27 protein-coding genes and 2 pseudogenes are annotated in these 26,385 nt (G+C 67.9%); 10 read left to right on the top strand and 19 right to left on the bottom strand.

The window, feature by feature from the left end:
• Positions 1-230: 230 nt before the first annotated feature.
• Positions 231-956: a TetR/AcrR family transcriptional regulator gene (locus ACT2CW_RS35320; RefSeq protein ID WP_445519483.1), complete on the bottom strand. Its 726-nt coding sequence runs from the start codon at positions 954-956 to the stop codon at positions 231-233.
• A 117-nt stretch (positions 957-1,073) separates the two neighbouring features.
• Here ACT2CW_RS35320 and ACT2CW_RS35315 point away from each other — a divergent pair, with 117 nt between their 5' ends.
• The gene (locus ACT2CW_RS35315; protein ID WP_445519482.1) at positions 1,074-1,553 is read left to right on the top strand and encodes an SRPBCC family protein; all 480 of its coding nucleotides are present in this window, start codon (positions 1,074-1,076) and stop codon (positions 1,551-1,553) included.
• A gap of 224 nt (positions 1,554-1,777) precedes the next feature.
• On the opposite strand, the gene ACT2CW_RS35310 is transcribed toward ACT2CW_RS35315, so the two are convergent.
• From ACT2CW_RS35310 to ACT2CW_RS35295, 4 genes are all read right to left on the bottom strand, one after another.
• Positions 1,778-2,170, bottom strand: coding sequence for a transposase (locus ACT2CW_RS35310; RefSeq protein WP_445519481.1), 393 nt, complete (start codon positions 2,168-2,170; stop codon positions 1,778-1,780).
• A complete protein-coding gene (locus ACT2CW_RS35305; protein WP_445519480.1) occupies positions 2,097-2,681 on the bottom strand; it encodes a DinB family protein in 585 nt (194 codons plus the stop codon). Before ACT2CW_RS35305 ends, ACT2CW_RS35310 begins: the two co-directional genes overlap by 74 nt.
• A 740-nt stretch (positions 2,682-3,421) precedes the next feature.
• The gene (locus ACT2CW_RS35300; protein ID WP_445519479.1) at positions 3,422-3,631 is read right to left on the bottom strand and encodes a hypothetical protein; all 210 of its coding nucleotides are present in this window, start codon (positions 3,629-3,631) and stop codon (positions 3,422-3,424) included.
• An 89-nt stretch (positions 3,632-3,720) separates the two neighbouring features.
• A complete protein-coding gene (locus tag ACT2CW_RS35295; protein WP_445519478.1) occupies positions 3,721-3,951 on the bottom strand; it encodes a winged helix-turn-helix domain-containing protein in 231 nt (76 codons plus the stop codon).
• A 1,130-nt stretch (positions 3,952-5,081) separates the two neighbouring features.
• Between ACT2CW_RS35295 and ACT2CW_RS35290 the strand changes: the two genes are divergently transcribed.
• Positions 5,082-5,384 carry a hypothetical protein gene (locus ACT2CW_RS35290; RefSeq protein WP_182468053.1) on the top strand — a complete coding sequence of 101 codons (303 nt, stop codon included), beginning with the start codon at positions 5,082-5,084 and terminating at the stop codon, positions 5,382-5,384.
• A 672-nt stretch (positions 5,385-6,056) separates the two neighbouring features.
• Here ACT2CW_RS35290 and ACT2CW_RS35285 read toward each other — a convergent pair.
• The 8 genes from ACT2CW_RS35285 to ACT2CW_RS35250 all read right to left on the bottom strand — a co-directional run bounded on the left by ACT2CW_RS35285 (position 6,057) and on the right by ACT2CW_RS35250 (position 13,041).
• Positions 6,057-6,965, bottom strand: coding sequence for an amidohydrolase family protein (locus ACT2CW_RS35285; protein ID WP_445519558.1), 909 nt, complete (start codon positions 6,963-6,965; stop codon positions 6,057-6,059).
• A 114-nt stretch (positions 6,966-7,079) separates the two neighbouring features.
• Positions 7,080-7,787, bottom strand: a complete 708-nt coding sequence (locus tag ACT2CW_RS35280; protein WP_445519477.1) for a CocE/NonD family hydrolase — start codon at positions 7,785-7,787, stop codon at positions 7,080-7,082.
• Positions 7,681-8,814 carry a CocE/NonD family hydrolase gene (locus ACT2CW_RS35275; protein ID WP_445519476.1) on the bottom strand — a complete coding sequence of 378 codons (1,134 nt, stop codon included), beginning with the start codon at positions 8,812-8,814 and terminating at the stop codon, positions 7,681-7,683. The genes ACT2CW_RS35280 and ACT2CW_RS35275 overlap by 107 nt, the downstream gene beginning before the upstream one ends.
• 26 nt (positions 8,815-8,840) lie before the next feature.
• On the bottom strand, positions 8,841-9,929 hold the full coding sequence (locus ACT2CW_RS35270) for an FAD-dependent monooxygenase (protein WP_445519475.1): 1,089 nt from the start codon (positions 9,927-9,929) through the stop codon (positions 8,841-8,843).
• 42 nt (positions 9,930-9,971) lie between these two features.
• On the bottom strand, positions 9,972-10,334 hold the full coding sequence (locus tag ACT2CW_RS35265) for a nuclear transport factor 2 family protein (protein ID WP_445519474.1): 363 nt from the start codon (positions 10,332-10,334) through the stop codon (positions 9,972-9,974).
• A 317-nt stretch (positions 10,335-10,651) separates the two neighbouring features.
• Positions 10,652-11,275 carry a DedA family protein gene (locus ACT2CW_RS35260; protein ID WP_445519473.1) on the bottom strand — a complete coding sequence of 208 codons (624 nt, stop codon included), beginning with the start codon at positions 11,273-11,275 and terminating at the stop codon, positions 10,652-10,654.
• Between the two features lie 202 nt (positions 11,276-11,477).
• Positions 11,478-12,386, bottom strand: coding sequence for a PDR/VanB family oxidoreductase (locus ACT2CW_RS35255; protein ID WP_445519472.1), 909 nt, complete (start codon positions 12,384-12,386; stop codon positions 11,478-11,480).
• Between the two features lie 13 nt (positions 12,387-12,399).
• Positions 12,400-13,041: an MSMEG_1061 family FMN-dependent PPOX-type flavoprotein gene (locus ACT2CW_RS35250; RefSeq protein ID WP_445519471.1), complete on the bottom strand. Its 642-nt coding sequence runs from the start codon at positions 13,039-13,041 to the stop codon at positions 12,400-12,402.
• A 380-nt stretch (positions 13,042-13,421) separates the two neighbouring features.
• Here ACT2CW_RS35250 and ACT2CW_RS35245 point away from each other — a divergent pair, with 380 nt between their 5' ends.
• Both ACT2CW_RS35245 and ACT2CW_RS35240 read left to right on the top strand, forming a co-directional pair.
• The gene (locus tag ACT2CW_RS35245) at positions 13,422-14,342 is read left to right on the top strand and encodes a LysR family transcriptional regulator (RefSeq protein ID WP_445519470.1); all 921 of its coding nucleotides are present in this window, start codon (positions 13,422-13,424) and stop codon (positions 14,340-14,342) included.
• Positions 14,343-14,355: 13 nt separating this feature from the next.
• Positions 14,356-14,515 (top strand): annotated as a pseudogene (locus tag ACT2CW_RS35240) (transposase); the annotation flags it as partial.
• 505 nt (positions 14,516-15,020) lie between these two features.
• On the opposite strand, the pseudogene ACT2CW_RS35235 reads toward ACT2CW_RS35240, so the two are convergent.
• A pseudogene (locus ACT2CW_RS35235) lies at positions 15,021-15,436 on the bottom strand (transposase family protein); the annotation flags it as partial.
• 82 nt (positions 15,437-15,518) lie between these two features.
• Positions 15,519-15,854, bottom strand: coding sequence for an ArsR/SmtB family transcription factor (locus tag ACT2CW_RS35230; RefSeq protein WP_102936822.1), 336 nt, complete (start codon positions 15,852-15,854; stop codon positions 15,519-15,521).
• Positions 15,855-16,024: 170 nt separating this feature from the next.
• Here ACT2CW_RS35230 and ACT2CW_RS35225 point away from each other — a divergent pair, with 170 nt between their 5' ends.
• The 4 genes from ACT2CW_RS35225 to ACT2CW_RS35210 all read left to right on the top strand — a co-directional run bounded on the left by ACT2CW_RS35225 (position 16,025) and on the right by ACT2CW_RS35210 (position 21,142).
• Positions 16,025-17,167: an FAD-dependent monooxygenase gene (locus ACT2CW_RS35225; RefSeq protein WP_445519469.1), complete on the top strand. Its 1,143-nt coding sequence runs from the start codon at positions 16,025-16,027 to the stop codon at positions 17,165-17,167.
• Between the two features lie 183 nt (positions 17,168-17,350).
• Entirely contained in the window at positions 17,351-18,085 is a 735-nt protein-coding gene (locus ACT2CW_RS35220; protein ID WP_445519468.1) for an MIP/aquaporin family protein, read from the top strand.
• 224 nt (positions 18,086-18,309) lie between these two features.
• Positions 18,310-20,526, top strand: a complete 2,217-nt coding sequence (gene katG / locus ACT2CW_RS35215; RefSeq protein WP_445519467.1) for a catalase/peroxidase HPI — start codon at positions 18,310-18,312, stop codon at positions 20,524-20,526.
• 328 nt (positions 20,527-20,854) lie between these two features.
• Positions 20,855-21,142, top strand: coding sequence for a hypothetical protein (locus tag ACT2CW_RS35210; protein WP_445519466.1), 288 nt, complete (start codon positions 20,855-20,857; stop codon positions 21,140-21,142).
• Positions 21,143-21,543: 401 nt separating this feature from the next.
• Here the strand turns inward: ACT2CW_RS35210 and ACT2CW_RS35205 are convergent, their stop codons facing one another.
• Positions 21,544-21,951, bottom strand: a complete 408-nt coding sequence (locus tag ACT2CW_RS35205; protein ID WP_445519465.1) for a MerR family transcriptional regulator — start codon at positions 21,949-21,951, stop codon at positions 21,544-21,546.
• An 86-nt stretch (positions 21,952-22,037) separates the two neighbouring features.
• Between ACT2CW_RS35205 and ACT2CW_RS35200 the strand changes: the two genes are divergently transcribed.
• Positions 22,038-22,766, top strand: coding sequence for an SDR family oxidoreductase (locus tag ACT2CW_RS35200; protein ID WP_086885208.1), 729 nt, complete (start codon positions 22,038-22,040; stop codon positions 22,764-22,766).
• 330 nt (positions 22,767-23,096) lie between these two features.
• On the opposite strand, the gene ACT2CW_RS35195 is transcribed toward ACT2CW_RS35200, so the two are convergent.
• A complete protein-coding gene (locus ACT2CW_RS35195; RefSeq protein WP_445519464.1) occupies positions 23,097-23,453 on the bottom strand; it encodes a transposase in 357 nt (118 codons plus the stop codon).
• Positions 23,454-23,576: 123 nt separating this feature from the next.
• Here ACT2CW_RS35195 and ACT2CW_RS35190 point away from each other — a divergent pair, with 123 nt between their 5' ends.
• Positions 23,577-24,347, top strand: coding sequence for an IS5 family transposase (locus tag ACT2CW_RS35190; RefSeq protein WP_445519463.1), 771 nt, complete (start codon positions 23,577-23,579; stop codon positions 24,345-24,347).
• Between the two features lie 246 nt (positions 24,348-24,593).
• Here the strand turns inward: ACT2CW_RS35190 and ACT2CW_RS35185 are convergent, their stop codons facing one another.
• Both ACT2CW_RS35185 and ACT2CW_RS35180 read right to left on the bottom strand, forming a co-directional pair.
• Positions 24,594-25,073, bottom strand: coding sequence for a hypothetical protein (locus ACT2CW_RS35185; RefSeq protein ID WP_445519462.1), 480 nt, complete (start codon positions 25,071-25,073; stop codon positions 24,594-24,596).
• A 321-nt stretch (positions 25,074-25,394) separates the two neighbouring features.
• Positions 25,395-26,270 (bottom strand): helix-turn-helix transcriptional regulator, encoded by an 876-nt coding sequence (locus tag ACT2CW_RS35180; RefSeq protein ID WP_037958547.1) that lies wholly within the window; start codon positions 26,268-26,270, stop codon positions 25,395-25,397.
• Positions 26,271-26,385: the final 115 nt, after the last annotated feature.

Genomic DNA, 26,385 nt, shown 5'->3' with positions numbered 1-26,385 from the left:
GCGGCTATGGCCGCGAAGACCTCAATGAGTCGCCCCTACACGGCATCAGCCAGTAGCTTCCGCTCGTGCTGGTCCTCACCCACACCAGCGAGGACGGGGTGCGTCGCTCCGGCATCGAGATAGTGACCGGTGATGCTCCGCAGATTCCGCAGCAGCACGCCGAAGTTGAACTGGTCGACAGTTCCGCGAGCTGTGCCGGCTACGAGGCCCTCGGAGCGCACGGTGGTGCCTCACCCGGCCTGCTCGGACCGGTCGTTTTCACCGGCCGTGCCGAGCACATGCAGCCCGGCGTCGATGAGCCGAGCCGCACGCATGACATCTGCGGTGACGGCCTGGTGAAGCCGCTCGGGAGCGACGTCGCGCCCGAGGTGGCGGCGCAGGGCTTGGAACTGCACGGTCCACAGGCCGAGGAGGGCGATCGCGGCGATCTGCGGTTCGGGGTCGTCCTGGCTCAGGCCGGCGCGCGAGGCAAGAATCTCGGCGGCCTCGGCGACCAGCCGGTCAGTCATGTCCCGCTGATAGGCCCGCAAAGACGGGGTGGACCTGATCAGCGTCCCGAAGCGCATGAGCGCGACCTTCGCCTCGACAGCGTCGGCCTGCGCGGCGAGCCAGGAGGTGATGTCCTTCAGTTCCTGGTCGAGGATGGCCAGCGCCGCCTCGACCGGTGCCAGGCTCGGGTCAGCGAGAGTCTGGCGCAGCGAGTTCATGGTGGCCTCGCCCAAATCCAGGACCAAGGACTCCTTGGTCGGGAAGTAGTTGAACACCGTCTTCTCCGACACTCCGCACGCCTGCGCGATCTCCGCCACGCGCACAGCCTCGAAGCCGCGCTCCAGGAACATCGCGGTCGCTGTATCGGACAGCTGCTGACGCATCAGCCGCTTCTTGCGCTCCCGAAGGCCTTCGTCCGCGGATTCCTGTCCCCTTGGGCGGAGCGTCGACCAGTTCACAGTGCGCATGCTCATGCCTCAGATAGTAATCCAGTCCCTGGAAAAGGTTCTGCTACAGTAAATTTTCAGTGACTGTACGATACGCTACGCGATGGGTTTCCCGTCGCCCGCCCGGAAGGGTCCCTCATGAGTGAGATCCACATCGTCCGCGACTACCCCCACCGGCCGGAAGCGGTGTGGCGCGCGGTCACCGACCCTCAGCTGGTCCCGCTGTGGACGGCGACCGGCGCCGGCGCCCGCCCTGAGGGCTTCGCGCCCGTCGTTGGCACCAAGTTCGCCTTCGTGGCCAAGCCTCGGCCCGGATGGAGCGGCGTCGTCTCCTGTGAGGTTTTGGAGGTGCGCAAGCCGGAACTATTGCGGTTTTCTTGGCAGGATGAGAGCGGAGGTGCGGTGACCGAGGTCGCCTACCGGATTCAGGCGTGGGGCGAAGGCACGCGCTTCATCTACGACCACACGGGCTTCACCGGTGTCGGCGGCCTATTCATGTCCAAGTTCCTCGGCAGCGTCCGCACCAAGATGCTCACGAAGGGCCTGCCCGCAGTGCTGGATAACCTCGATGATCAGGGTTCGCTGCGCCCGGGCAGTTCTCTGCGCCCACATGAATAGGTCGTCAGGTACGGCGGCGCCTCGGCCGCACCACGTGCACTGGTTTCGCCGCCTGCTGGTGGCAGGGCGGGTATGCCGCGGATGAGCGGCTCGAGGGCGAGGCTGTCGTGCATGTTCGCGCCGGACACGGCGACGGCGAGCGGGATGCCCCTGGATGCCCTGGGCATCGGACAGCACGTGCAGCTTGCTGCCCTTCGTGCCGCGATCGACCGGGTTCGGGCCGGTCAGCGATCCCCCCTTTGGGCGCGAAGGGAGGCCGCGTCGACGACCGCCGAGGTCCAGTCCACCTCGCCCCGGGCCCCGAGTTCGTCCAGCACCGCCCGGTGCGGCCGACGCCACAGGCCGGCCTCGGTCCATACCGTGAAGCGACGATACGCGGTGGCGGGCGACGTGCCGAACGTCGGCGGCAGATGCCGCCAGGCACAGCCCCTGGTCAGCGCGAACGCCACTGCCGTGAACACGGCCCGATTCGTCACACGGGGCGGCCCCACCACCTTGCGGACGAGCAGCAAACGACGGCAGCAACGGGGCGAGAGACAACCTCTAACCTTTGATTGGTGCGGCCGACCTGGCGGCCTGCTCGATCTTCGTGCGGTAGGCCGCACGGGCTTCCTCATCGATCTGCGTCTCGTGTTCGGCGCGCACCCCGGTCCGGCCGTCGAGGCCCTCACGCAGGATATCGGCGTGCCCGGCATGCCGGATGGACTCGCCGAGGACATGGACCATGACGGCGAACAGGTTCGTGTTGGGATAAGGCTCCGGCCACCACGGCACATGGCCGGGGGCGTCGAGGGGAAGCTCGTTGATCGTCGCGTCCGAGTGTTCCCACGTGCGCCGGTAGAACCCGATGATCTGATCGCGAGTCTCGTCCTCGGTCGCCCACAGATCGCTGCCGTCGTAGTCCTGCCACCGGGGCAGCGGTTCCGGGGAAGGGCGGTCGAAGACCTCGCCGAAGTACCTGGCCTCGACGGTGGCCACGTGCTTGACCAAGCCGAGGAGGTTGGTCCCGGTCGCTGTCAAAGGTCGACGGGCGTCGTATTCTGTCAAGCCGTCGAGTTTCCAGAGCAGCGCCTTGCGGTCCCGCCGCAGTCTCCCGTGCAGGTTGTCCTTGGCGAATTCATCGATCATGCGGCATGAGCCTGCCATCGGCTGCTCGTGGTCTCAAGATCCCGTATATGGTCCGCAACGACTGGCAGAGCCAGGCCCGGCCATGGCCGCCGCCCGACCTGCTACAAGAAGCTCGTGGAACGTGCCACGTGAGACATCCTCTGAGCTTAAGCTCAGAACCCGTGTCTGATCCTCGGGGTCAGTGATGCTTTGGCCACTGGTTGCTCCTGATGTTCAGCAGCAGGATGCTGCCGGGTGAGGCCGGGATTGTCGCCGGCGATGGGAGCGCCGACGCCCCGGACCGCAGGGGTGGTGAGGACCATGCCCACGCGCACGACCGCCGGGAACGTTTCCGGGGCACGGTATGAGCAGATCGTGGCTGAGGACCGCCAGTTAGTCGCGGCCGAGACGAAGATCCAGTTCAAAGTTCGGTGACCACGCCTTGGAGATCGAGCCGTTGTGGGACTGGGGCGGTTCCCAGCTTGCCGCGGGGTGAGGATCTGATCCCGTGGAGGCGTACGTGGCCTGGTGAACACCACCTTCTGCGACCAGGCCTCGTACGCCGAACTCGCGCACGGGCTGTCCGGCCATGGCGATCTGCACCGCGACGCCCATTCCGCCGACGTCTCCAACCTCCGCGGCCAACATCGCCACGGGGATCGTCGCGTTCGCTCAGCGACGGCAGGAGGAGGCTGCCGCAGACAGGACGAACCGCGCCGGGGCACCCGTGGCGAGCACGGCGATGCCCGCGCCGGTCTGGTCTATCGCTGCACGCTCTTGGATAGGTACATTGACGACACGCCATGGCCATTACGTCGATACATCGCAATGGCTTTCTCATTGTCCCCAACGACGTTCAAATTGAGCGATGTCTTGCCTTCGCGGGCAACAAGCTCCTCGGCGGCGGCGAGGGTCGCCACGTCGTACTCCGACGGCGCCATTTTCCGCAAGGTCACCTTCTGCGCGTCCATGCCACCATCTTCAACTGGTCACCGGTGACAGCGATACCGAGGTGACAGCGATTGAGAAGGTCAACGGGATTCCCGACAGCACCCATCGCTCACATGGCGGCGCTGAGCAGGGCGTGCCCGGCGGCGGTCAGAATGTGGAGCACCATGTTGCGGTGGCGTACCGCAGCGGTCAGGCCGGCCGAGCGTAGGACGGTGGCGTGTTCGCTGGCGCTGGCGGTGGCGATGCCTACTCGGTCGGCGAGCTGGGTCGTGTTGCAGTTCGGCTGTTCGGCGATGACACACAGCACGGTGGCGCGGGTGCGTCCCAGTAAGGCGGACAAGGATCGTGGTGGGCGCGAAGCCGCAGGGGCTTGTGTGGTGGACGGCAGCTCGGCGCGGTGTAGGGAAAATGTCAGCCATCGCTGAGGCTCGGTGTCTTCCACGTTGAAGGGGTCTGCGCCGAGGAAGGGCGGGGCGGCGAACAGCGTCGGTATGAGAAGCAGTCCGCGGCCGCCGAGGCGGACGTCGAGTTGGCCGGGGGGAGGCGAGTTCGAGCACGGGTGGGCTCCAGCGGATCCTGCGAGGATCGAGGCTGGCCAGGAGGCTGTCGATCCCATCTTCGGCCAGGACTTGCATCCGTGCGCGCTTGGCGGAAGCCGGCATGTCGATCTGGGGCCAGTGCGGCTTGATGACCCGCTCGTGGACGCTGTGCATCATGCCGTGGTACTGGCTCAAGGCCCTGGAGTCAGCGCTGAGGTGACGTGTCCATGCTAGAGGCGTCTGGTGCCGCTCGGTCAGATACGCCATCTGCTGCTGGACCTGCGGGAGAGACGGCGGGTACGGTCTCGAGGGCCTCTTGGGGGTTTTCGGCCGCCGTGGGGGTCCACACGAAGTCGGAGCATCCGACCCAGGGATGTCGAGCCGCCAGCTTGCGGATCGAGGGCGCCAGTCGCTCGGATACACCTCGCTGCCAGGCCTCGGCCCGCGCGGCGTGGGCCGGGTGCCGCAGGCTCCAGAAAGCCAAGCCCAGTTCCAGGAATGGGCGGGGCGCCTGAGCCATGCACGTACGAGCCAGGTCCTCGCTGGTGAAGTGGATTCGCAACGCCATAGTCCCAATTGTCCCGCGCTGGCTATGTTCGGCCCAGGCCGAATCACGTCGCTTCTCCGTCCGCACCGGGCGGAAGCTGAATTGCCCGAGCTCCGGGACACGCGACGGGAGCGTGGCGGACCACGGCCCGGGCATTCAGCCTTCTCTCACATCGAGGAGTTGAAGTGACTCGTACGAAGAGGACAGTCGTTCTATGGGCTCTTGCCGCAGGCACGCTCGCAACCTCAACGAGCCCCGCGCTCGCCGACCGCCACCAGACGGTGGCTCCGGCCGACCGCCACCAAACCGTAACGGCGCTCCCGACGGCCCAGTCTCCGCCGATCAGCGCCACCGTCAGTGTCAGGTCTCTGTAAGGGGGAGAAGATGAACAGGAATCTGGTGACCGCTGCGGCCTCCGTCGGCGTTCTCGTCGCGGCCTCCACCGTCTCGCTCGCCGGGGCCGACCCGGCGTCGGCGGAGACGGCCGACTGTGTCCAGATTGGCTTGCAGGGCAATCACATCAACCCCACCCCGGAGAGGATGAGGGCCTGTTATCGGGGCGGGCACTTCAGCGGCTGGGGGGACAAGCAGATCGCGTACCAGACATGCTGGGCCATGCTCGTCCGGACGCACGTGAGCGACCGCCATGCCGACGAGGCCTGCTGGTGGGCTCAGTACGAACAGTGACAAGTGAACGTGGTCGGGTGGACCCTCACCGATGCACGGTAACGGTGCCCCGCCGGTAAGCGGGTCACCCACGCCTGTATGCCCCATAGTGCGGCTCGCGTACGTGATGCGGGTGTTGTCGGGGTCCGGCTGGGCGAAACGGTCGGTGCATTCCTCGCGTTCCGTCTCCGGCTTCTCGGTCATCGCAGCACTCCCCCCGTGGAGGCAGAGCCTGAGCAGGTGGAAGCGCTGGCTCAGCCGGTCAGGGAGATGCGCCCAGCACCAGAAACCCGTCCTTCGTCCGTCCGGTCTCCCGCAGGAACAGGTGCGGAGATGAGTAGTGTCGACCCGGGTGCACAGCCGGTACGTACGCCGACTCACCGACACCGCGATCGGCGGGCGGCCGGGTGCCGGCCATCTACCATCGCACCCACGGGGCGCGCTACTTCCGAACGCAAGGGACACGCCCGCGTCCGCAGCGAGAAGGGCATCCGCTGGGGCGGACGCCCGCTCGCCGCCGCAGCCTGAACAACCCGGCGGACCTATGCGGTCAGAGCACTCAGCGGATCGGTGGAAGTCGGCCGCGGTTCGGTGGCGCGCCGAAGGGGCGCGGGCTGTGTCGATGTGCGGCTCCGCCGCGTGGGCGCGACCAGCCAAGACGGCGCCGCAGACGATCGACGGCAGGTCGGGGCACTACCGGTAGTGCAGCGAGTACGTCGGCCTCCTGACCGACTCCGGATGGGACAGCGGGGCACATACAGCCACCGGCGCCGGAGTTACGCAACCGCGTCGGCCCTTCACCAGGGTTCCGGCTTGCCAGACTGCGGTGATTTTGGACGGGTCGGCGAGAAGGGAGATGTCGCTCAGTGGGTCGCCGTCGACGACGAGGATGTCCGCGTCGAAGCCCTCGTGCAGGAGGCCGGAGCGAGGTGCCTGGCGACCGAGGGTGGCGGGGTCGTTGGCTGTGGCGGCTTCGATCACGTCCAGCGGGTTCATGCCGATGTCGTTGAGCAGCACCACTTCGCGCCCATGGCGCCCCCAGGCGGCGGGGGCATCGCCGCTGCTCTGGATGTCCGTGCCCATGGCGATCCGAACGCCGGCCTGGTGGGCGCGGGCGATGTTGTCTCGGTGGACCCGGGCGATGTCGGCGAGCTTGCGGGCCGCGTATGGCGGGAGCCCTCCGCCGTCGAGCAGCTCCCGGATGATGGTGAGTGTCGGCACGAGGATCGCACCGGCTTCCCTCATCGCCGTGCATGCCTCATCGTCGAGGTAGCTGCCGTGCTCGATGGTGAGCACGCCGGCCTCCAGGGCCGTCATGATCCCCGGCTTGCCGTGACAGTGGGCCGCGACACTGCGCTCCGCGAGCCCGGCGACTTCCACGATCGTACGCAGTTCGCGGACAGTGAATTCCTGGTGGAGCGGATCGTCGATGACGCTCAGTACGCCGCCGGACGCGCACACCTTGATGATGTTCTTGCACCAGCCGGACGTCGTCGAAGGTGCCCGGACGGCCGCCTTTGACGTGCGTGTGGCAGTCCCACATGCCGGGCATGACGGTCCGTGCGTGCACGGGCTCGACCGCCGAGTCGTCGATCGGGGCACCGGCACGCCGGCCCGCGTACGAGATGACGGGGCCGTCGATGACGACGACACCGTCGCGTACGGGGGCGCCGCGACCAGGGATCAGCACATCGGCTTCGATGCGTTGAAGCGTACTCATCGGGGCCTCGCGATCACCGGGAGCGTCAGTCGGCTGGGGTGCGCCGGTCCGTGAAAGATTCGATTGAGGGCGACTTTCGTACCGGTCGTGGATATGCCGGGGTCGCCGCTGTTGGTGTTGCGGTCGTACCGCGGGAAGTTGCTGCTCGACACCTCGAGCCGGATGCGGTGTCCGGGGCCGAAGACGTTCGACGTCACGCCCATGTCGATGGTCGCCTCGACGATCTGGCCGGGTTCGAGCGGCTGTGGCCGGCTCAGGGAGGCGCGGTACCGCATCCGGCACACGCCCTCGCACAGGATGATGGCGCGGCCGTCGGGGAAGACGTCGACGAGTTTACCGGTGACATCCGTGTCGACCGCTGTCGAGGACATGTGCACGGTGAGGGTGACGTGGCCGGTGACCTCCAGCGGTTCCTGGAGGGATTCACCGGTGTAGCAGAGGACGTCGTCGCGGCGTTCCACATCGGTCTGATCGGCTGGACCGGCGAATCCGTCGAAGCCCAGTGTCGCTCCGCCCACGGTCGGGACCGGATCGAGCGGATCGTAGGAGTACGAGTCGCTGCGGTCGTCGTCGGGGGCGCGGCGGTGCAGCTGTCCGTCACCCTCGGCACTGTTGGCCCGTCCCGCGCTGCGGAGGAAGTAATCCTCGTACCGGGTGTCGGGCAGTGGCCAGTCGTCCTCTTCGCGCCACCGGTCCAGGCCCATGACCGAAGATGCGTACTCGCGCACCCGGGTCGACCTCGGCGCCACCCTTCAGCCACCGGTCGTAGAACCGCAGATGGGCCTGTGTGATCGCCGCCGCCTTGACGGAACCCGCGGGTCCGAACGAGCGGTCGGGGAAGACTCCCAGGTCCGCACCGTCACCATGGCCCCACGGGCCGATGATGAGTTGTTGGCCATCCCTGGCCGACACGCTGCCACCGCTGCGGCGCATGGTGGTGTACGAGCGGACGACCTCTCGCGCGAACACGTCATACCAGCCGGTCACGTTCAACGCGGGCGCGGTGATCGCTGAGCTGTGATCCAATGCGGCCAGGCGCTTCCAGTACGCGTCGTAGTCGGGGCGGGCGAGCATCTCACCGAGCCAGGGCAGGCCCCGCTGGAGAGCTCCCTGGCGATCGAGCGGCAGCGAGTACAGCGCGTCGACGTCCTCGAGCGCGGCTCGGACCGACGCCGCATCCCGCGGATCCGGTGGGCCGTCGCTGCGCGGGCGTGACAGGTTGGCCACAGCCATGCGGGCCGACCAGTTGAACAACGTGCCCTGCGACACCGCGCCTTGAGACGAGTACCAGGCACGGTAGATGTCCGCCGAGGTCATCGCGGGGGCGATCGCGCGCAGCACCGGAGGCGCCAGGGCGGCCGCCTGCCACTGCGGGAAGCCCATGTACGACGCGCCCCACATCCCCACGCTGCCGTTGCACCAATCCTGGTCGGCGATCCACGCCAGCGTGTCGACGGTGTCGCTCTGATCGAAGCGATGCGGCTCCATCAACCCCGGCGACTCCCCCGTGCCCCGCACGTCCTGGACGACGACCAGGTAGCCGCTGTCGACCAGGGCCCGGATGTCCGGCAGCTTCGGATTGCCCAGGTGGACGGTAGAGGTCCGGCCGTACGGAGTGCGGGCGAGCAGGACCGGCCACGGGCCGGTTCCGGCCGGTTGCCATAGATCGGTCGCCAGCGTGACTCCGTCACGCATCGGCACGGCGACGCTGGTGTCGATGTACAAGCCCATCCGGTTCTCCATGTCCGTCGATGCCGCTACCGGTTGAGCATCCAGTGACTGAAGGCCACGTAGTTGGCGGCGAACTCCTCCGGCGTCGCGGAGTCCTCCACCGTCCTGGCCAACTCGTTGACCTTCCGATAATGCGGAATCCGGTCCTGTTCGTAGGCGGCCAGCGCGGTGGTCACCCCGTCGGACGTGGTGAGCAGCCGGGCCAGCAACAGCGCGTCCTCGACGCCCAGCGACGCACCCGCGGTGATGTGCGGGGAAAGCGCGTGAGCGGAATCGCCGACGAGAACCACCCGCTGCGACACCCACCGCGACAACGGCGGCACCAGCATGATCTGGTTGTGCAGCACCTGGTCGTCCGGCGTCGATGCGATCAGGGCGAGCAGCGCCGGATTCCAGCCCGTCGTGTCGAGGAGCGCGGCACGTTCCGCGGCCTGCTCTTTCGGGGTGCCCCGCAGCGGATCGGCTCCGAACTGGTTGACCAACCAGTACACGGTGCCGTCGACGGTGGGCACATATCCGCCACGGGTGCGCTCCTCGCCGAGCACGATGACGCTGCGGTCGATGGTGACGCCCGCCGGCGGCCGGACGACCGCGCGCCACGCGTGATGGCCCTTGTGCTCCACGGCTTCGCTGCCCGGAAGCAGCAGGGAACGAACGACGGAGTACGCGCCGTCGGCGCCGACGAGCACATCTGCTTCGGCAGTCGTGCCGTCACCGAAACGGGCCGTCACGCGGGCGTCAGTCTCGTCGTAGCCGACCAGCCGCGAGTCCAGGCGGATGTTGTCCCGGCCCACCGCATCGGCGAGCACGTCGTTCAACTTGGCCCGGTGCACCAGCAGATACCGGTGGTCGTCGTCGGAGTACCCGGAAGGATGGATCACCTCGCCCGCGTGGTCCCGAAAATACATCTCCGCAGGCCGGCCGATCGCCCGCACCTGCTCGCCGAGCCCCAGTTCGTCGAAGACCGCCAGCGCGTTCGCCCACAACCCGAGCCCCGCGCCGGCCGCCCGTATCGCGGGGGCCTGCTCGTGGATCACCGCCGCGATGCCCCGCCTGCGCAACGCGATCGCACTGGTGAGCCCGACGATCCCGCCGCCGACCACAACTGCACGCACTTGTCATACCTCCTGAATGAGCTGCGAATCTCGCAAGGCGGTCTAGGCTCCTTCGCGAGCGATGCGGTACAGGTCAGGATTTCCTTCCCACGGCGCGGTTCGCACGATCGTCCACCGCCGGATCACCCATTTCTCGTTCGTGCTGACGAGGTCCAGCTGCCAATAGCCGCGCATGGTGAGATAGTCGACGCCCGGGGTCGGGACGTGGTGATAGGCAACCATGTGCGCCCGGCACCGCGCGGTCGCACCGGAGACCTCGATGAGTAGATCTGGCGGCGACGGCTGAGTGCACTCGGGCGACCAACCAGGCCGCGGACGTTCCTCAAAGAACAGCGTGGCGGCCGCGCCGAGCACGAGAAGCGGCGCGATGAGTTCGAAGGCGCGAGCAGGCGTGACGAGCGGCAAAACGCAGCCGACGGCCGAACCGGCGACGCAGACGGGCAGCGCGGCCCGGATACGGCGCCACCGCCCGGTCAGACCGGCTCGACTGCCCTCACCGGCAAGCGCATTGATTCCGCCGGCACCAACCGGCCAGAATCAGCAGCAGTACGTGTCCAAGGTCCATGGGTTTCCGAATTCCGGAGGAGGTATGGCTGGATGACTATGTGCGCCGATCGGCGGGCGTGGGCGATTGCGCCGCGACGCATGGAATTTTGATCGCTGGCACCTTTCTGTTCAGATGTCAGCCTCGACATCTGAACAGAAAGGTCAGCAGGCAAATTTCAGTCGATGGTCGCGTCCGCCGGGACCGCACTCCTGCGGCGGAGGAAGTAGCGTACGGCTTCGATGGCACCGGTCACCACGAATGCCAGGCCGACGCCGACGGCGATGGCCAGCAGCGTGTTTTCCTGGAACACGACTCCCCCTAGATAGCCGGTGAGCGCGGTGTAGGCGCTCCATGTCGCCGTCGCGAACCCGACGAAGAGAGCGTACTTGGCCATCGGAAAGCCCACGAGTCCGGTGGACAGGGTGGCCAGGTAACGCCCTACCGGGATGAACCGTGTGGTCACCAGGATGAAGCCACCGCGGGAATCGAGTTCGCGGACGAACCAGTCGTGTGCCGTACGGCGCTTGGAACCGGGTGGCAGACGCTTGAGGATGCGTTCACTCAACAGCCGTCCGGCCACGTAGGGAACGCAATCGCCGAGAAACGCGCCGAGTGTCGTGGCGGCGATGACGAGCACGATGTCGGTTTCCCCGGAGGTGGCGTAGACGCCCGCGACGATCACGACTGGCTCGCTCGGGATCAGCGGTAGGAATGAGTCGAGGAAAGACACCGCGATCAGTACCGCGTACAACCACGGTGAGGAGATGACCGATTCGGCCAGTTCCAGCCAGTCGATCACAAGCCACCGACCTTGATTATCAGGCGCGTATGGACGGTCATGGGGCATCCCCTCCAGGGATGGTCGGCGACCATGTTGTTCGGCTGTGCAAGGTGATGGGGGCGGTGACAGGGGCGATCGTGGGTCACCAGGGTCCGCGTTCGGAGATGACGTATGTACCGGCCGCTGGTGCGCTGCCCACAGAGCCACCGGCTCGTCAGGTTCAGAGGTTGATGGTGAGGGTGGATGACAACGCCCGCGAGACGCAGCAGTACATGCGACCCGGCGCGGGGCCGATGTTGTCGCGGTGTTCCGGCTCCCCGTCGACGAGCGCGATTTCGCAACTGCCGCAGACGCCCTCACGGCACCCGGACGGTATGCGGAATCCTGCGTGGTTCAAGGCGTCCAGCATGGTGTCCTCCGCGCCGACCTGGACGGTCCGTGCCGATCGGGCGCAGTGCACTTCGAAGGGCGCGTTGGGCGCGAACTCCCTGACGGTCGGCCGGAAACGCTCAAGGTGCAACCGCTCTGCGGGGAACACTGCCTCGGCCGCGTCCAGCATCGCCGTGGGGCCGCAGCAGTACACGAGCGCCTCAGGACCCAGTGCCGCCGCTTCCGCGGCGAGGTCGGGCGTGCCGTGCGTGTCGCTGGTGTGGACGCCCACCCGGCTCCCGTGCACGGCTTGCAGGTCGCCGACGAACGGCATGGTGGCCAGGGACCTGCCCGCGTACAGCAGTGTTGCCGAGGCGCCGGACTCCACCGCCGTCTTCAGCATCGGCAGGAGGGGGGTGATGCCGATCCCGCCGGCGAGGAACAGGTATTCCGGAGCCGGCAGCAGGGGAAAGTTGTTGCGGGGCACCGAGACGTCGAGGGTGCGGCCCTTGTTGAGGAACAGGTGGATGTATTCCGAGCCGCCCCGGCTGAGCCGGTCGTGACGGACGGCGATCCGATAGGTGTCGCGGTCGGCCGGGTCCCCGCACAGCGAGTACTGCCGGGTCAGCCAGTTGGGCAGGGCCAGATCGATGTGGGCGCCCGGTTCCCAGGGGGACAGCGGACCGTCGGCTCCGCGCAGGAGGAGCGAGACGACGCCCTCGGCGACTGGCTCCACGTTCTCGAGAATGGTTCGTTGCACGGTGGTGCCGCCCTCAGTATAGGTGCCGGTAGTCGTCTTCGAGCATTCCGTCCAGCACGGACGGATCGGCGTCGACGCCCATCTGGTCACGGGCGATCTCACCCATCGACGGCAGCTCGTCCGCCAGTGCCTGGACGGCCGGATCCCACAGCCGGGAGCGGATCAGCGCGCGGCCGCAGTGGAAGAAGACCTCTTCCACGTCCACGATGATCGCCAGCGTGGTGTCCTTCCCCTCGGTCCGCATCCGGGCGAGCACGTCTGGTTCGTCGGTGGGGTAGGCACGGCCGTTGATACGCAGGACCTCCCGCATCCCGGGCACGACGAACATCAGCCCGATCCCGTCGTTCTCGGCGAGATTGCGGAACGAGTCGGCGAGGTTGTTGCCCGGCCGGTCGGGAATGGCGAGCATGCGCTCGTCGAGAACCTTCACGAACCCGGGATAATCACCGCGCGGTGAGCTGTCGGGGAGCCCTGTCGCGTTCGATGTCGCCATTGCCAGGAAAGGCGAATGGGCGATGAAACGGCGACAATGCCGGTCGAGGCTGTCGTGGATTTTGCGTTTGATCAGATCTTCGGGCTCTCCGATCCGGGCGCGCACCTCCGCATAGGAGATCCGGCGCGGACGAGCCCCGGGGGCCGCATGGCCGCTGGTCATATGATCCTCATGAGTGATCATTCGGGTTGCTTCCTGTTCGGTGTCCCGTGTCGCGGGCAGTTCGTGTCGCTTCACTGGGAGCCTCCGTGCGCATGGCCGATCGGTCGTGTCGTGCGGTGAGCCGTCAGCCGGCTGCGCAGCCGGGCGTGACGGGATCGCCGGATGGGGGGAACGTGATTAGGGTCAACGGAGCCCCGACCAGGCCAGTACACCGGGCACCGGCGTCATGGTGCTCGCGGTGGCGACGCAGGGGTGGGCGGACGCGAATGTCCACGGTGTCCTCCTGGGGGGCATCGAGTGCCTCTGACGTTAGAGAACTGGAGCCGATTCACACCAATGCAATCTTGATACAGACTCATTCCGTATCTGATAATCCGGGGATGGACAACGTCGATCTGAACCTGATCAAAGCGTTGGATGCGCTGCTCGCCGAGAACAGCGTGACGGGGGCCGCGGACCTTCTGCGCACCTCGCCACCCGCGATGAGCCGCGCCCTGGCCCGGCTGCGCCGGATCTTCGACGACCCGCTCCTCGTGCGCGCCGGGCGCGACCTCGTGCCCACACCCCGGGCCCTCGAACTGCGCGGAGAGGTGCACGCGGTCGCCACCCGGGCGCGAGCGCTGTTCGCACCGTCCGTCTCCACCGATCCCCGCACCGCGGTGCGGACGTTCGACCTGCAAGTCAACGACATGCTGTCCACGGCCTTCATTCCGCCCCTCCTCGACGATCTACGGAGCCAGGCGCCCGGCATCTCCCTGCGCCTGCGACCGGAGAACATCGAGGACACCCCCGCCCTGCGCGAGGGGCTGGTCGATCTGGAGATCGGAATCGTGCGCCCGGGCGACCCGGAGACCTGCACGGAAACCCTTCTCACTGAAACACTGATCGGCGTCATTCGGCCGACTCATCCACTGGCGAAGGCGAAGACCGTCACCCCGCGGCGGTTCGCCGCCGCCGACCACATCGTCGTGTCGCGGCGGGGCCGGGCCCGCGGCCCGATCGACGAGCGACTCGCCGAGCTGGGCCTGAGCCGGCGCGTGGTCGCCGTGGTCCCCAGCGTCGCGACCGCGCTGTTCCTGGCCCGCGACACCGATGTCGTGAGCGTTGCCCCCACCGGGCTGGGCCGGCCGATGGTGGACACACTCGGTCTGCGCACGTTTCCGATCCCCCTGTCGGTGCCGCACCTGACCATCGGCATGGCGTGGCATCCCCGCAACCACCACGACCGCACGCATCAGTTGCTGCGCGAGCGCACCCGCCACATCATGACCGTCGCTGACGGGGGTTCCCGTCAGGAGTGACCCGGTCGCGTAGGGTGACTGCTATCTGGGGGGGACTGATGCTGGACGGCCGCCGCAAGTCGCTCCAGGCCATGGCCGCTCGGCTGCCGGACGGCAATGAGCAGAACCTTCGGCAGTTCGTGAACCAGTCCACCTGGGACCCCGTGCCGGTGCAGCGGATGATGGTCGCCCGCACCTTCCTGTCCCCGCTCCGGCGGGCCGGAGCACGGCGTCGCGCCGCTGGTCGCGCCCCTGCCACGCCGACTACTTCCCATACGGGGTGTCAGCCCGCACCGGAAGTTCTGAAGGGGTCTCCGCGGAAGGCGGGCTGTTCGATCGAGTGCAGTGGCTGCGGGACTTCGGTGGATGCTTCGTATCCTTCCGGCTCAGTGAGGCCCCGGTCGGCGGCCTTCCCGGCGGCATGCCCCGATCCAACGTTCTGCGATGGCGTTCATCCGGGGCACCTGCGGCAGCGTGGTAGTTGCGGGCTTGCTGGATGACCCAGGGGCCGGTCGGGTGTCGGGTAATACCGGCGATGTGCACTCGCCGGGTGCCGTGGTCGATGAAGAACAACACGAACACCAACGCCGAAGGAAAACCGTATCGATGTGGAAGGGGTCGGTGGCCACGATCGCGGAAGCCTGGGCTTTGAAAGCCGCGCGAACCCACGGCATCATCGGTGCCCTGGCGGGGGCCGGGGTCGTGGACAGATCCCGGCAGCGCGGGCGAGGCCCACAGCAACCGTCCCGCCGGGTCGGCGAACACCTGCACGTTCATGCCGTGCTTCTTATGTTTCCCGGAGTAGAAGGGTCGGTCAGCGGCGATAAGATCGATCGGCAGCAACGTGCCGTCCGGGATCACGAACGCCTTGCCGGAGGCTGTCCTCACCGCCTCGGCGAGGTTGGAGCCAGAGCGGCCAGGATGTCGACGGCCTCGGCGATGTACCGGTAGGCGGTGGTGGTGCCCACGCCGAATCCGGCGGCGAGCTGGGCGTAGGTACGGCCGCATCGTAGATGAGCCAGCACGAGCAGCGCCTGCCGTCCGGCGGCCGGCCGGCGCCATCGTGTCCCTTGCGCAAGACGACGTGCGGTCAACTCACGGGCGAGGAAGCGCAGAGCGGAGGTGGGCGCGAGCCGGATCCGGTCGAGCTCGCGGCTCAGGGCCGACTCGGACTCCTTCCGGTGTGCTCAGCTGTGTTCAGCGAGGAGCAGTACCGCCCGGGGACTCTGCGCCCAGGAGCGCGAGCAGCCCGGGGAATCTCTTCTCGATGTCCGCGCGTCGTAGTCGGATGCCCTTGCGGTTGCCGTAGTCGATCTCGTCAATGAGACCTGCCTCGCGCAGGACCCGGAAGTGGTGGGTCTGGGTCTGCTTCGAGATCGGAAGATTGAACGAGTTGCAGCCCCGCTCGCTGTCGCTGCGGTCGGCGGCCAACTCCGTCATCACCGAACGACGGTGCTCGTCGGCGAGGGCGCGAAACACCGCACCCAGATCGAGCGCATCGGCCTCCGGGCCGACCAGGTTCATCCCGGCCACGCGACACTCCCTTCAGGTACGACTTGCATCGTACCTCAAGGACGTGCTCCACTGAGGTACGAAATTGATCGTACCTTGGCCCGGTTGCGCTGCCCCGCGCTGCCGCCCCCTGAGACCCGGCCCGGCACTCGCCGGGGACCTGGTCATCGACACTCCGCGAGGTCATCGTCATGAAGAAGCCCGAGGTGCTGATAGTCGGTGCCGGAATCGCAGGCCCCGCACTCGCGTACTGGCTCTCCCGGAATGGATACCGGCCGACGGTGGTCGAACACGCCCGGCAGCTGCGCTCCGGTGGTAGCGCGATCGTCGTGAAGGGGCCCGCGATCCCGGTCGCCGACCGCATGGGCATCCTTCCGCAGCTCCGCGGGCTCGCCACCCGCAATCGGTCGCTGACCCTGCTCGACCCCGGCGGCAGGCGGATCCTGCAACTCCCGCTCACCTCGGACAAGGCTCCGACGGTCGAGGTGACCCGAGCCGACCTGTCCGAGGTGCTCCACCGGTCGGCGCAGACCGAGGCCGAGTTCTTGTTCGACGACACGGTCACCGCTCTCGACCAGGATGAAGACGGGGTGGACGTCACCTTCCGGCGGTCCGCGCCACGGCGCTTCGACTTGATAGTCGGTGCCGACGGGATGCACTCCACCGTACGGCGCCTGGTATTCGGCCCCGAGCGGCAGTTCGCCGGCGACCTGGGCCTGTACGGCGCGACCGTCCCGCTGGAACCCGACGCCATCGAGGACCCGACCGAGATGACGATGCTGACCGCGCCGAACCGGATGCTGGTCCTCCACCCCTCGCGGACCACTCCGCTCGCGATCTTCACCTTCCGGGCCGCACAGCCAGCGCCCCACGACCGCAAGAACATCGCCCTTCACAAGCAGACCGTGGCCGACGCCTACGCCGACGTGCGGTGGCGGGCACCGGAACTCGTGGCGGCGTTCCTCGACCACCCGGCTCCGTTCTTCGACCCCCTGACCACCGTTCGGATGCCCTCGTGGTCCCGCGGACGGGTCGTACTGCTCGGGGACGCCGCGGCGGCGACAGCCCTGCTGGGCGACGGGTCCAGCATGGCGATGGCGGGCGCGTACGCCCTCGCGGAAGAGCTCGCCGCCCATCCCGGTGATCACGCCCGCGCCTTCGCCGCCTACGAGTCGCGGCTCCGCCGTGAGGTAGGCCCGCGGCAGCGACGCGTCGGTCTGCTCTCCAGGCTCATGGTGCCCCGCACCCGGCCGGGCCTCGCGGTGCGCAACGCGGTGGGCCGCGCGGTCGGTCGCACGAACCGGATCGCCTCTCGCGAAGCCGCGAACCGGTAGACCGGGCCCGCACCGACCGATCATCGCTTCGCCCCAGCGGGAAACGATGTCAGTGTTTCGTAAGAGCTCGACTGATGAGACATCTGCCAATCCCCCCTAGGGTGTTGGTCGGAACCGCCGGTTCAACGTTGCGGGCCGCCACAACTCCTTTTGTGTCGTCTGTGAGCTGCGGAACCGGAACCCATGACCACTCAACACTCGAAAGGGATAGCTTTGCGTAAACCGTTAGCTGAATTCATCGGCGCGTTATTCCTGGTTTTCACCATCACCGCGACAGTACTGTCCAAAGCGTCCCTCGCGCCCTTGGCGATTGGCGCGTCCCTCATGGTGATGGTGTACGCCGGAGGCCATGTCTCGGGTGCTCACTTCAACCCGGCTGTCACGCTCGGCGTCTTCGTGAGAGGCCGCATCAAGGGGGGCGAGGCCATGGCTTACGTGGTGGCACAGGTGGCGGGCGGGCTGGTGGGAGGACTGATCGGTCGCTGGGTCGTCGACCCGGATGAGGTGACAGCCGTCTCCTTGTCGGGGCGTCAGATCGGAGCAGCGCTCGTAGCGGAAGCACTTTTGACCTTCATGCTGGCCTACGTGGTTCTCAATGTCGCCACCAGCAGCGACCACCCGCAGAATTCCTTCTACGGCCTGGCCATTGGTTTTACCGTCCTCGCAGGTGCGGTGGCAGTGGGGGGCGTATCAGGAGGGGTCTTCAACCCGGCTGTTGCCGTGGGCGGTTCCGTGGCCGGATTGTTCTCCTGGTCGTCGCTGTGGGTATATCTCATAGCTCAAGGTGTCGGCGGTACACTCGCAGGCTTCGTTTTTCTCGCGCTGAACCCTGATGAGCGCGAGACGCCACGGGCAGAGCCGGACACGGCGGTGCGTGACGTCGATGCGCCGGGCACAGGAGCCCCCGCTCGGACCTGACTTCTCACCACCTCCGAGCGGAGATCGCTCCGCTGGTGCCCTCGGGGCCCCCACGCGCCCGGGGCGCGTTGGGGGGGAGCCTGCGTCACCGGACGGTGTTCGACGGCCACCGAGCAACGAAGCGCGGGGCGAGGTCACCTGCCGGGCTCTGTTCTGCCCGTCTCTCGTCATGCGTGAGCACGTACCTGACCCATCTCTTCGGTCCACTCTCCAGAAGGATTGCCATGTCCGAGAACCACGATGCCATCGTGACCGACGCGAAGACCGAGGAGTCGGGCGGCTGCCCGGTCGCCCACGGTCGCGCCGCGCACCCCACCCAGGGTGGCGGCAACCGTCAGTGGTGGCCGGAACGGCTCAACCTGAAGATCCTCGCCAAGGACCCCGTGGTCGCCAACCCGCTCGGTGCGGAGTTCGACTACGCGCGGGCGTTCGCCGGCCTCGACCTGGCGGCCGTGAAACGGGACATCGCCGAGGTGCTGACCACCTCGCAGGACTGGTGGCCCGCGGACTTCGGCAACTACGGCCCGCTGATGATCCGTATGGCCTGGCACAGCGCCGGCACCTACCGCATCAGCGACGGCCGCGGCGGTGGCGGCCGTGGTCAGCAGCGCTTCGCCCCTCTGAACAGCTGGCCGGACAACGGCAACCTCGACAAGGCCCGCCGGCTGCTGTGGCCGGTCAAGAAGAAGTACGGCCAGTCCATCTCCTGGGCCGACCTCCTCATCCTCACCGGAAACGTCGCCCTGGAGACGATGGGCTTCGAGACGTTCGGCTTCGGCGGCGGCCGCGCCGACGTCTGGGAGGCCGACGAGGACGTGTACTGGGGTCCCGAGACCACCTGGCTCGGCGATGAGCGCTACACCGGCGACCGCGAGCTGGAGAACCCGCTCGGCGCGGTCCAGATGGGTCTGATCTACGTCAACCCGGAGGGCCCCAACGGCAACCCGGACCCGATCGCCGCGGCCCGCGACATCCGCGAGACGTTCCGCCGCATGGCGATGAACGACGAGGAGACCGTCGCCCTCATCGCCGGTGGTCACACCTTCGGCAAGACCCACGGCGCCGGCCCCGCCGACGCCGTCGGCGACGACCCCGAGGCCGCCTCGATGGAGCAGCAGGGCCTGGGCTGGAAGTCGACCTACGGCACCGGCAAGGGCGGTGACGCGATCACCAGTGGTCTGGAGGTCACCTGGACCACCACCCCCACCCAGTGGAGCAACGACTTCTTCGACATCCTCTTCGGCTACGAGTGGGAGCTGACCCAGTCCCCGGCCGGCGCCAACCAGTGGGTGGCCAAGGACGCGCAGGAGATCATCCCCGATGCGCACGACCCGTCGAAGAAGCGTCTGCCCACGATGCTCACGACGGACCTCGCGCTGCGCTTCGACCCGATCTACGGCCCGATCTCGAAGCGCTTCCACGAGAACCCGGCCGAGTTCGCGGACGCCTTCGCCCGCGCCTGGTACAAGCTCACCCACCGTGACCTGGGCCCGAAGTCCCTGTACCTCGGCCCGGAGGTCCCGGCGGAGACCCTGCTTTGGCAGGACCCGCTGCCCGAGGCCCAGGGCGAGGCCATCGACGCCGAGGACGTCGCGGTCCTCAAGACCAAGCTCCTCGAGTCCGGCTTGTCCGTCGCGCAACTGGTGTCCACCGCGTGGGCTTCGGCGTCCACCTTCCGCGGCAGCGACAAGCGCGGCGGAGCGAACGGCGCCCGTATCCGCCTTCAGCCGCAGCGCGGCTGGGAGGTCAACGACCCGGACGAGCTCGCCCAGGTCCTGCGCATCCTGGAGAACATCCAGGGCGAGTTCAACTCCGGCGCCAAGAAGGTCTCCCTGGCCGACCTGATCGTCCTCGGCGGCTCCGCCGCGGTGGAGAAAGCCGCCAAGGAGGCCGGCTTCCAGGTCGAGGTGCCCTTCACCGCGGGTCGGGTGGACGCGAGGGAGGAGCACACCGACGCGGAGTCGTTCGAGGCGCTCGAGCCGACCGCCGACGGGTTCCGCAACTACTACGGCAAGGGCAACCGGCTGCCGGCCGAGTACCTGCTCCTCGACCGGGCCAACCTACTCACCCTGAGCGCGCCCGAGATGACCGTCCTGGTCGGCGGGTTGCGCGTGCTGGGCGCGAACCACAACGGGTCCAAGCACGGCGTCCTCACCGAGACCCCGGGCAAGCTCACCAACGACTTCTTCGTCAACCTGCTCGACCTGGGCACGACCTGGAAGTCCACGTCCGAGGACCAGACCACGTTCGAGGGCCGCGACGCCGCCACGGGCGAGGTCAAGTGGGTCGGCAGCCGCGCCGACCTGGTCTTCGGCTCGAACTCCGAGCTGCGGGCGCTCGCCGAGGTCTACGCGAGCGACGACGCCGAGGAGAAGTTCGTCCATGACTTCGCGGCCGCCTGGGTCAAGGTCATGAACCTCGACCGGTTCGACCTGGCCTGACCGGACGCCGTCCGGGTCGGCCGGTGCGTCACCGGCCGACCCGGACAGGCCGTCGAGCGCACGATCCGCTCCGGTCGACGAAGATATGCCTACGAACACGTCACCGGCGAGCCGGCGCAGCCGTCAGCGGACCGTCCCCCGGAGCGCGGCGAGGATCTGGGCAGGCTCGGTGCGTGTCGGGTAGTTGGGATGGACGTCGATCCAGCGCACCACGCCATCGGCGTGTCGCTGCTCCCACAAGTGCGTCGCACCTACGCGCCAGCCCACCGAAGCCATGCGCCGCTCGCGCCGGTTCGCCGCAATGGTGCTGCCGGCGCTACTCGGCGAGATGTCGGAAGCCGCAGCCGTCGCCGAGTCAGTGCTCGGAGTGCTCACGGAGTTGGTCGACGTCACCGCGCGTCACCGCGCGAGTGTTGACCTGGCGGGCCGGATCTCATGCGACGGGGTCCATGTCCTGCTCACCGTCGGGGAGATGGACCGGCCTCTGCCGGATCCGGAGGTAGAGCCGGGCCTGTATCTCGTGCACCGCCTGGTCGACGACATCGGCCAGTACCGCAGCGACGAGGCTGGGTATGTGACCTGGGCGTCCGTACCGGCTCCGTCGAAGACTCAGTAGCGCCTTTTCCTGCGCGACTGCTGCGGGGGGCTCCCTGTGCGTCATCGCCACAGCTTGCCCGGAGGGCCGGATGCGGCCCCCGTCGACTGCTCGGTGTGCATGGCTCGACGCCCGCCACGATCACCCCATTGATCCCGCGCCCCTCAGGTACGTGGGATCGAGTCGATCGCCGTGGAGCGCCCTGTGATGGGTGAAGATCTGAGTTTCCGGATGCTTGCCGTTTCGGAAAGGGTGACTCTCCGTCCCGGGTCCCCGTCGCAAGTTCAAAGGTCGTGGTCAGGCACGCCCACTCCGTCAGTGGGCGTGCTAAACAATCAATTCCGGGGTGAAACACTGGGAGAAAACGACCTCTGAAGCCCGGGGAGGTGCTCAGGACCCGGCGGCCGGTTCGAGTACCTCCCTCAGGCCGTGGCGGCGAGTGCGTCGTCACGCTGCCGGGCGAGGTGGCCCGCCGCCCCGGCCATCAGTGCGTCGAGGTGGTCGCGCGTGGTGAGCAGGGCGGAGATCTGCGCGTCGATCCGCTCGCGCTCACGTCGCATCACTTCCAACGCCTGCACGGTGATGTCGTCCGAGGGGGTGTCGGCGCACGGCAGCAGCGCGATGATCGTCTCGCTCGACAGGCCGCCGTCGAACAGCCGGCGCAGCAGGCGCACGCGGTCCACCGCGTCTTCCAGGTAGAGCCGCTGCCCTCCCGTCGTCCGGGTGGAGGTCAGCAGGCCGCGCTGCTCGTAGTACCGGAGCGAGCGGATGCTGACGCCCGTGCGGGCGGACAGCTCGCCGATGCGCATCCGCTGGTCTTCTTCGCTCACTGTGACCTCCGCCACTTCTCGTTGAACCTGACATCCGTGTCAGATTCTACCCTGCGATCGGAACCACAACAGGAAAGGACACCATCGTGGAGATCGCGGGATCGGTCGCTTTGGTCACTGGGGCCAATCGCGGCCTCGGCCGGGAATTCGTCGAGCAGCTGAGGGAGCGGGGGGCCAAGAAGGTGTACGCCGCCGCGCGCGACACCAGCACCATCACGACGCCGGGCGTCGTGCCCGTGGCACTGGACGTGCTCGACCCGGAGAGCATCGAGCGGGCCGCCCAGCAGGCGGGGGACGTGACCCTGCTCGTCAACAACGCCGGGATCGCGACCGGCCAGAACCTCATCCGCGGCGACCTGGCGCAGGTCCGCCGGGAGATGGAGGTCAACTTCTTCGGCACGCTGACAGTCACCCGCGCCTTCGCCGACATCCTCGGCGGCAACGGTGGCGGGGCCATCATCAACGTCCTGTCGGTACTGTCCTGGTTCTCCTGGGACGGGGCCACGTCGTACTCGGCCGCGAAGGCGGCGGAGTGGAGCCTGACCGCCGGCACGCGCGTCGAACTCGCCGGGCAGGGCACGCAGGTGCTGGGCGTGCACCTCGGCTCCGCCGCCACCGACATGACGAGCGACTACGACGGGCCCAAGCTCAAGCCGAGCGAGGTCATCGGGGCCGCGCTCGACGGCCTGGCCGACGGCGCCGTCGAGGTCCTCGCGGACGAGTGGAGCCGGACCACGAAGGCCGGCCTCGCCCAGGACCCGGCGGAGTTCTACGCCGCGGCCATGCGCCCAATCCGGAGGCGCACGGCCGGGTGACCGGCCCAGACCTGATGACCGGCCCGGCCGGTCACGGCGCGGGGTGGCGGCGGCTTCGGTCGCGGCCACCCCGGGATCCGGTGGTGGGGGTCGGCTCGGGGCCTGCTGGTGAGGCCACCCCGGGGACCGGTGGCCGGAACCAGCCCGGGATCCAGTGGCCGGGTTCGGTCTGGGACCCGTGGTCGGGACCGCCTCGGGAACCCGGTGGTGCGACTCGGTCCGAAATCCGGCTGTGGGAGCGGCCCGGCAACCGGCGGCCGGGACCACCACGGAAGGACAACACATGTAGCTTGGCGCCGGGTTTGCCGCGGTCGACCGGGTTCGGCCCGGTCAGCGAACCCCCTTTTTCGCCCGCACCGAAGCAGCGTCGACGATCACTGACGTCCAGTCCAGTTCACCGCGCGCACCGAGTTCGTCCAGCACGGCCCGGTGGAGCCGCCGCCATACGCCCGCTTTCGTCCACGCCGTGAATCGGCGGTGCGCGGTCGCCGGCGAGACCCCGAACGTCCGCGGCAGGTGCCGCCACGCACACCCGCTGGTCAGTACGTACACCACGGCCGTGAACACTGCCCGCTCGTCCACCGGAGCAGTACCGCCGCCCTGGCGGCGCGGTGTGAACGACGGCAACAACGGCGCGACCAGAACCCACAGGCCGTCAGGAACGGGGCCGCTGCGACAGATCGGCACCCACACAGAGCAATCATGCCGCAGCGCATCAACTCACCACGTGAGACGTGCTCTTACGAGTTGCAGAATGATCTTCGTGTGGCACGGTGGAGGTACAGGTGACCTCGTTTCTCGGGGGTGAGGATGACCCGGCCGAAGCCGTGGGAGATCAGTGACGAGCTGTGGGCGGTGATCGAGCCGCTCCTGCCCAGGCACGAACGCCGCTACCGGTATCCGGGGCGCAAGCGAATCGACGACCGCAAGACGTTGCAGGGCATCTTGTTCGTGCTCTACACCGGGATCCAGTGGGAGTTCCTGCCGCAGGAGCTGGGGTTCGGTTCGGGACCGACGTGCTGGCGGCGGCTGGCCGAGTGGCAGGCGGCCGGCGTGTGGGCTGATCTTCAGCAGGTGCTGCTGGACCGGTTGCGGGCAGCGGACCGGCTGGACTTCTCCCGTGCCACGGTCGATGCGTCGCATGTGCAGGCCAAGCGGGGGCGAAGCCGCCCAAAAGTCGGTCCGAGTCCGGTTGACCGCGCGCGGCCGGGCTCGAAACACCATGTGCTGACCAACGGGAACGGCATCCCGCTGCGGGTATCACTGACCGGCGCCCACCGCGATGACGTCACCCAACTCCTTCCGCTGGTCGATGGACTGACACCGGTGCGGGGTAAACGGGGCCGGCCACGCCGCAAGCCCGGGGTGTTTCGCGGAGCCGTCGGCGGTAGATGTCGTGGTCGTACCCGCGGTCGGCGTACGGGGTTGGGTCGCGTCCGGTGGGTCGCCGAAGCCGCTATCACCCATCTTCATGGCCCGCGACGCTTACGTATGCGCTGGGAGTCGCGGGACGACATGCACGACGCGTTTCTCCAACTCGCTCACTGCATGGTCCCCGCCCGCAGACTCCCAGCTTTCTGAAAGCACTCCTTACTTCGGGTGTGTTGAAACCGGCCGTCTCCGGCCGCCGGTAGGTACAGCTTTGGATGTCACAGCCTGGAGGAACCATTCGCGAAGGGTCGATGAGGTACAGCGCGTTCTCGACCACGTCACGCGTGGTCATACCTATCTCACGGCGCTGAGCGGGGGGTGATGTAGGCGATCTCCTGGGTGACGACGAGCGTCCCGTGTATGAGCTCCTGATGCTGTGGCATGAGCGGACCCTATTCAGGGCGCGGGCCCTTGCGGAACGGCACCCAGCCGTCTGTCACTCCTTCGGGGTTTCGGCCTGGCCCCTGGTTCGGCTCCGGACTCGCGCTCTCCGGCGAGGAAGTCGAACACCCACGGGTGCTCTTCCGGCGGTTCGCCGCAGACGGTGCAGACGCCGGGGCGCAGGAGGCTCTCGAAGTAGTTGTGCGCGAAGCCGCCGGGGCCGTCGTAAGCGCGTCGCTCGGCTCCCGGGCAGTCCTGCCAGCGCGAGCGCCTGCACCGGCCACAGCAGTCGTGACCGAAGATGGTCGGGTCTACCTTCTTGCTGCACCCCGTGTGACTGCATACGTAGTAGCCACCCGCACGGTTGGTCCACGAGCGGGTGGGTGGGTCCGTGTCCTCCTCGTCGACCACGGCGGCCGCAGTCGCGTGGGTGTTGGAAAAGGCGATGAAGATACCTCTCACCACTACAACGGCCACGCCGCCGATGACGATCACACCCACTTTGCCAGCGGGTCCGAGACCCTTCCATCTGTCAGTGATGCGCCGACGCAGGGGCCTTCCCTCATGGCTACCTTCTGGCGGTGGGTCGGAAGGCTGAGGATCACCACCAGGAGAGTGGGATGTCGTATCGTCCGGCGCTGTCATCTGACAGGTCGTCCTCTCTGCTCTGGGAAACGGCAGTTTAGACGCGTGCCGGGTCTGGACGCTTTGCACCGTGGGTCAGAGTTTAACGTCGAAGGCAGATGCCGCCAGGCTCATCGGGTTCGTCGCCCGGCCGGGCGGGCACGGCGCTGCATAACGGCGAACGCTCGTCTTCTAGAAGGAGCGCTTGTCGGCGCGTGCCGAGCGGGTCGCGTGCAAAGACGCCAGAAGCTGGAGCCGGTCCGCGTCGGGGCTGCCCGGTTCGACGGTGAAGGCCAGCATGACCGGGCCGGGTCTGCCGGGCAGCGGATAGGTGTCCCAGTCCAGGACGATGTCGCCGACCTCGGGGACCCGGAAGGTCTTGGAGCCGCTGACCGACGCGCGTACGTCGTGCCGGGCCCACAGCCGCCGGAACTCGGCGCTGCGGATGCTCAGCTCACCCACGATCGCGGTGGCGCGCGGATGGGTGGGGTCAGCGGCGACGGCGGCGCGCATCATGCCGATGTAGTCCAGGGCCTGCCGCTCCCAGTCCGGGCAGCTCCGCTCGCCGGTCAGCGTGTCGTCGAACATCAGCAGGAGCATGTTGAGCCGGTCGGACGGGTGGGCGTCCGGGCTGCCGAGCAGCGCCTCCGCCATCGGGTTCCAGGCGAGCAGATCGAGGTGCCGGCCGAGTACGAGCGCCGGGGTGTCCATCACCCGCAGCAGTCGCCGGGTGCTGTCCGGCACCTTTTCCGGACCGTGGTCCGCCCGGGCGGGCATGGGCCGGCGGGCGGCGTGGGCCAGGGTGAACAGGTGCCGGCGCTCCTCGTCGTCGAGTCCGAGCGCGTGGGCGAGCGCGTCCAGGACGTCGTCGGACGGGCGTACCTCCCGGCCCTGCTCCATCCGCTGGTAGTAGTCGGTGCTCAGCCCGGCCAGAAGTGCCAGCTCCTCGCGCCGTAGCCCGGTGACCTTGCGCCGGCCGCCGGGTTCCAGACCGACGTCGTGCGGACGCAGTCTGCCGCGCCGGGCGCGCAGGAAATCTCCCAGCTCACGAGCGTAGGGGTGGCTCATGCCCCAAGTGTGCCGCGTCGCCGGGCAGGCAAGGTAGGTCCCGCAGACCTAGGCAACCGAGAACGACCGATCCGGCGCGCACCGCTCCTAGCGTCGTCGGTGGACCGCACCGACA

The sequence above is a fragment of the Streptomyces sp. NEAU-174 genome (assembly GCF_052665095.1).
The sequence above is the reverse complement of the archived record's forward strand: the minus strand, read 5'-3'. Positions and strand labels throughout refer to the sequence as shown.

Bases quoted from the DNA above. Each gene is read 5' to 3' on its own strand.
- ACT2CW_RS35320 (WP_445519483.1), bottom strand. From the start codon at position 956: ATGCGCACTGTGAACTGGTCGACGCTCCGCCCAAGGGGACAGGAATCC.
- ACT2CW_RS35315 (WP_445519482.1), top strand. From the start codon at position 1,074: ATGAGTGAGATCCACATCGTCCGCGACTACCCCCACCGGCCGGAAGCG.
- ACT2CW_RS35310 (WP_445519481.1), bottom strand. From the start codon at position 2,170: ATGAGGAAGCCCGTGCGGCCTACCGCACGAAGATCGAGCAGGCCGCCA.
- ACT2CW_RS35305 (WP_445519480.1), bottom strand. From the start codon at position 2,681: ATGATCGATGAATTCGCCAAGGACAACCTGCACGGGAGACTGCGGCGG.
- ACT2CW_RS35300 (WP_445519479.1), bottom strand. From the start codon at position 3,631: ATGGACGCGCAGAAGGTGACCTTGCGGAAAATGGCGCCGTCGGAGTAC.
- ACT2CW_RS35290 (WP_182468053.1), top strand. From the start codon at position 5,082: ATGAACAGGAATCTGGTGACCGCTGCGGCCTCCGTCGGCGTTCTCGTC.
- ACT2CW_RS35280 (WP_445519477.1), bottom strand. From the start codon at position 7,787: ATGGGCCTGGACCGGTGGCGCGAAGAGGACGACTGGCCACTGCCCGAC.
- ACT2CW_RS35275 (WP_445519476.1), bottom strand. From the start codon at position 8,814: ATGGGCTTGTACATCGACACCAGCGTCGCCGTGCCGATGCGTGACGGA.
- ACT2CW_RS35250 (WP_445519471.1), bottom strand. From the start codon at position 13,041: ATGACCAGCGGCCATGCGGCCCCCGGGGCTCGTCCGCGCCGGATCTCC.
- ACT2CW_RS35245 (WP_445519470.1), top strand. From the start codon at position 13,422: ATGGACAACGTCGATCTGAACCTGATCAAAGCGTTGGATGCGCTGCTC.
- ACT2CW_RS35225 (WP_445519469.1), top strand. From the start codon at position 16,025: ATGAAGAAGCCCGAGGTGCTGATAGTCGGTGCCGGAATCGCAGGCCCC.
- ACT2CW_RS35220 (WP_445519468.1), top strand. From the start codon at position 17,351: ATGACCACTCAACACTCGAAAGGGATAGCTTTGCGTAAACCGTTAGCT.
- katG (WP_445519467.1), top strand. From the start codon at position 18,310: ATGTCCGAGAACCACGATGCCATCGTGACCGACGCGAAGACCGAGGAG.
- ACT2CW_RS35210 (WP_445519466.1), top strand. From the start codon at position 20,855: ATGTCGGAAGCCGCAGCCGTCGCCGAGTCAGTGCTCGGAGTGCTCACG.
- ACT2CW_RS35190 (WP_445519463.1), top strand. From the start codon at position 23,577: ATGACCCGGCCGAAGCCGTGGGAGATCAGTGACGAGCTGTGGGCGGTG.
- ACT2CW_RS35180 (WP_037958547.1), bottom strand. From the start codon at position 26,270: ATGAGCCACCCCTACGCTCGTGAGCTGGGAGATTTCCTGCGCGCCCGG.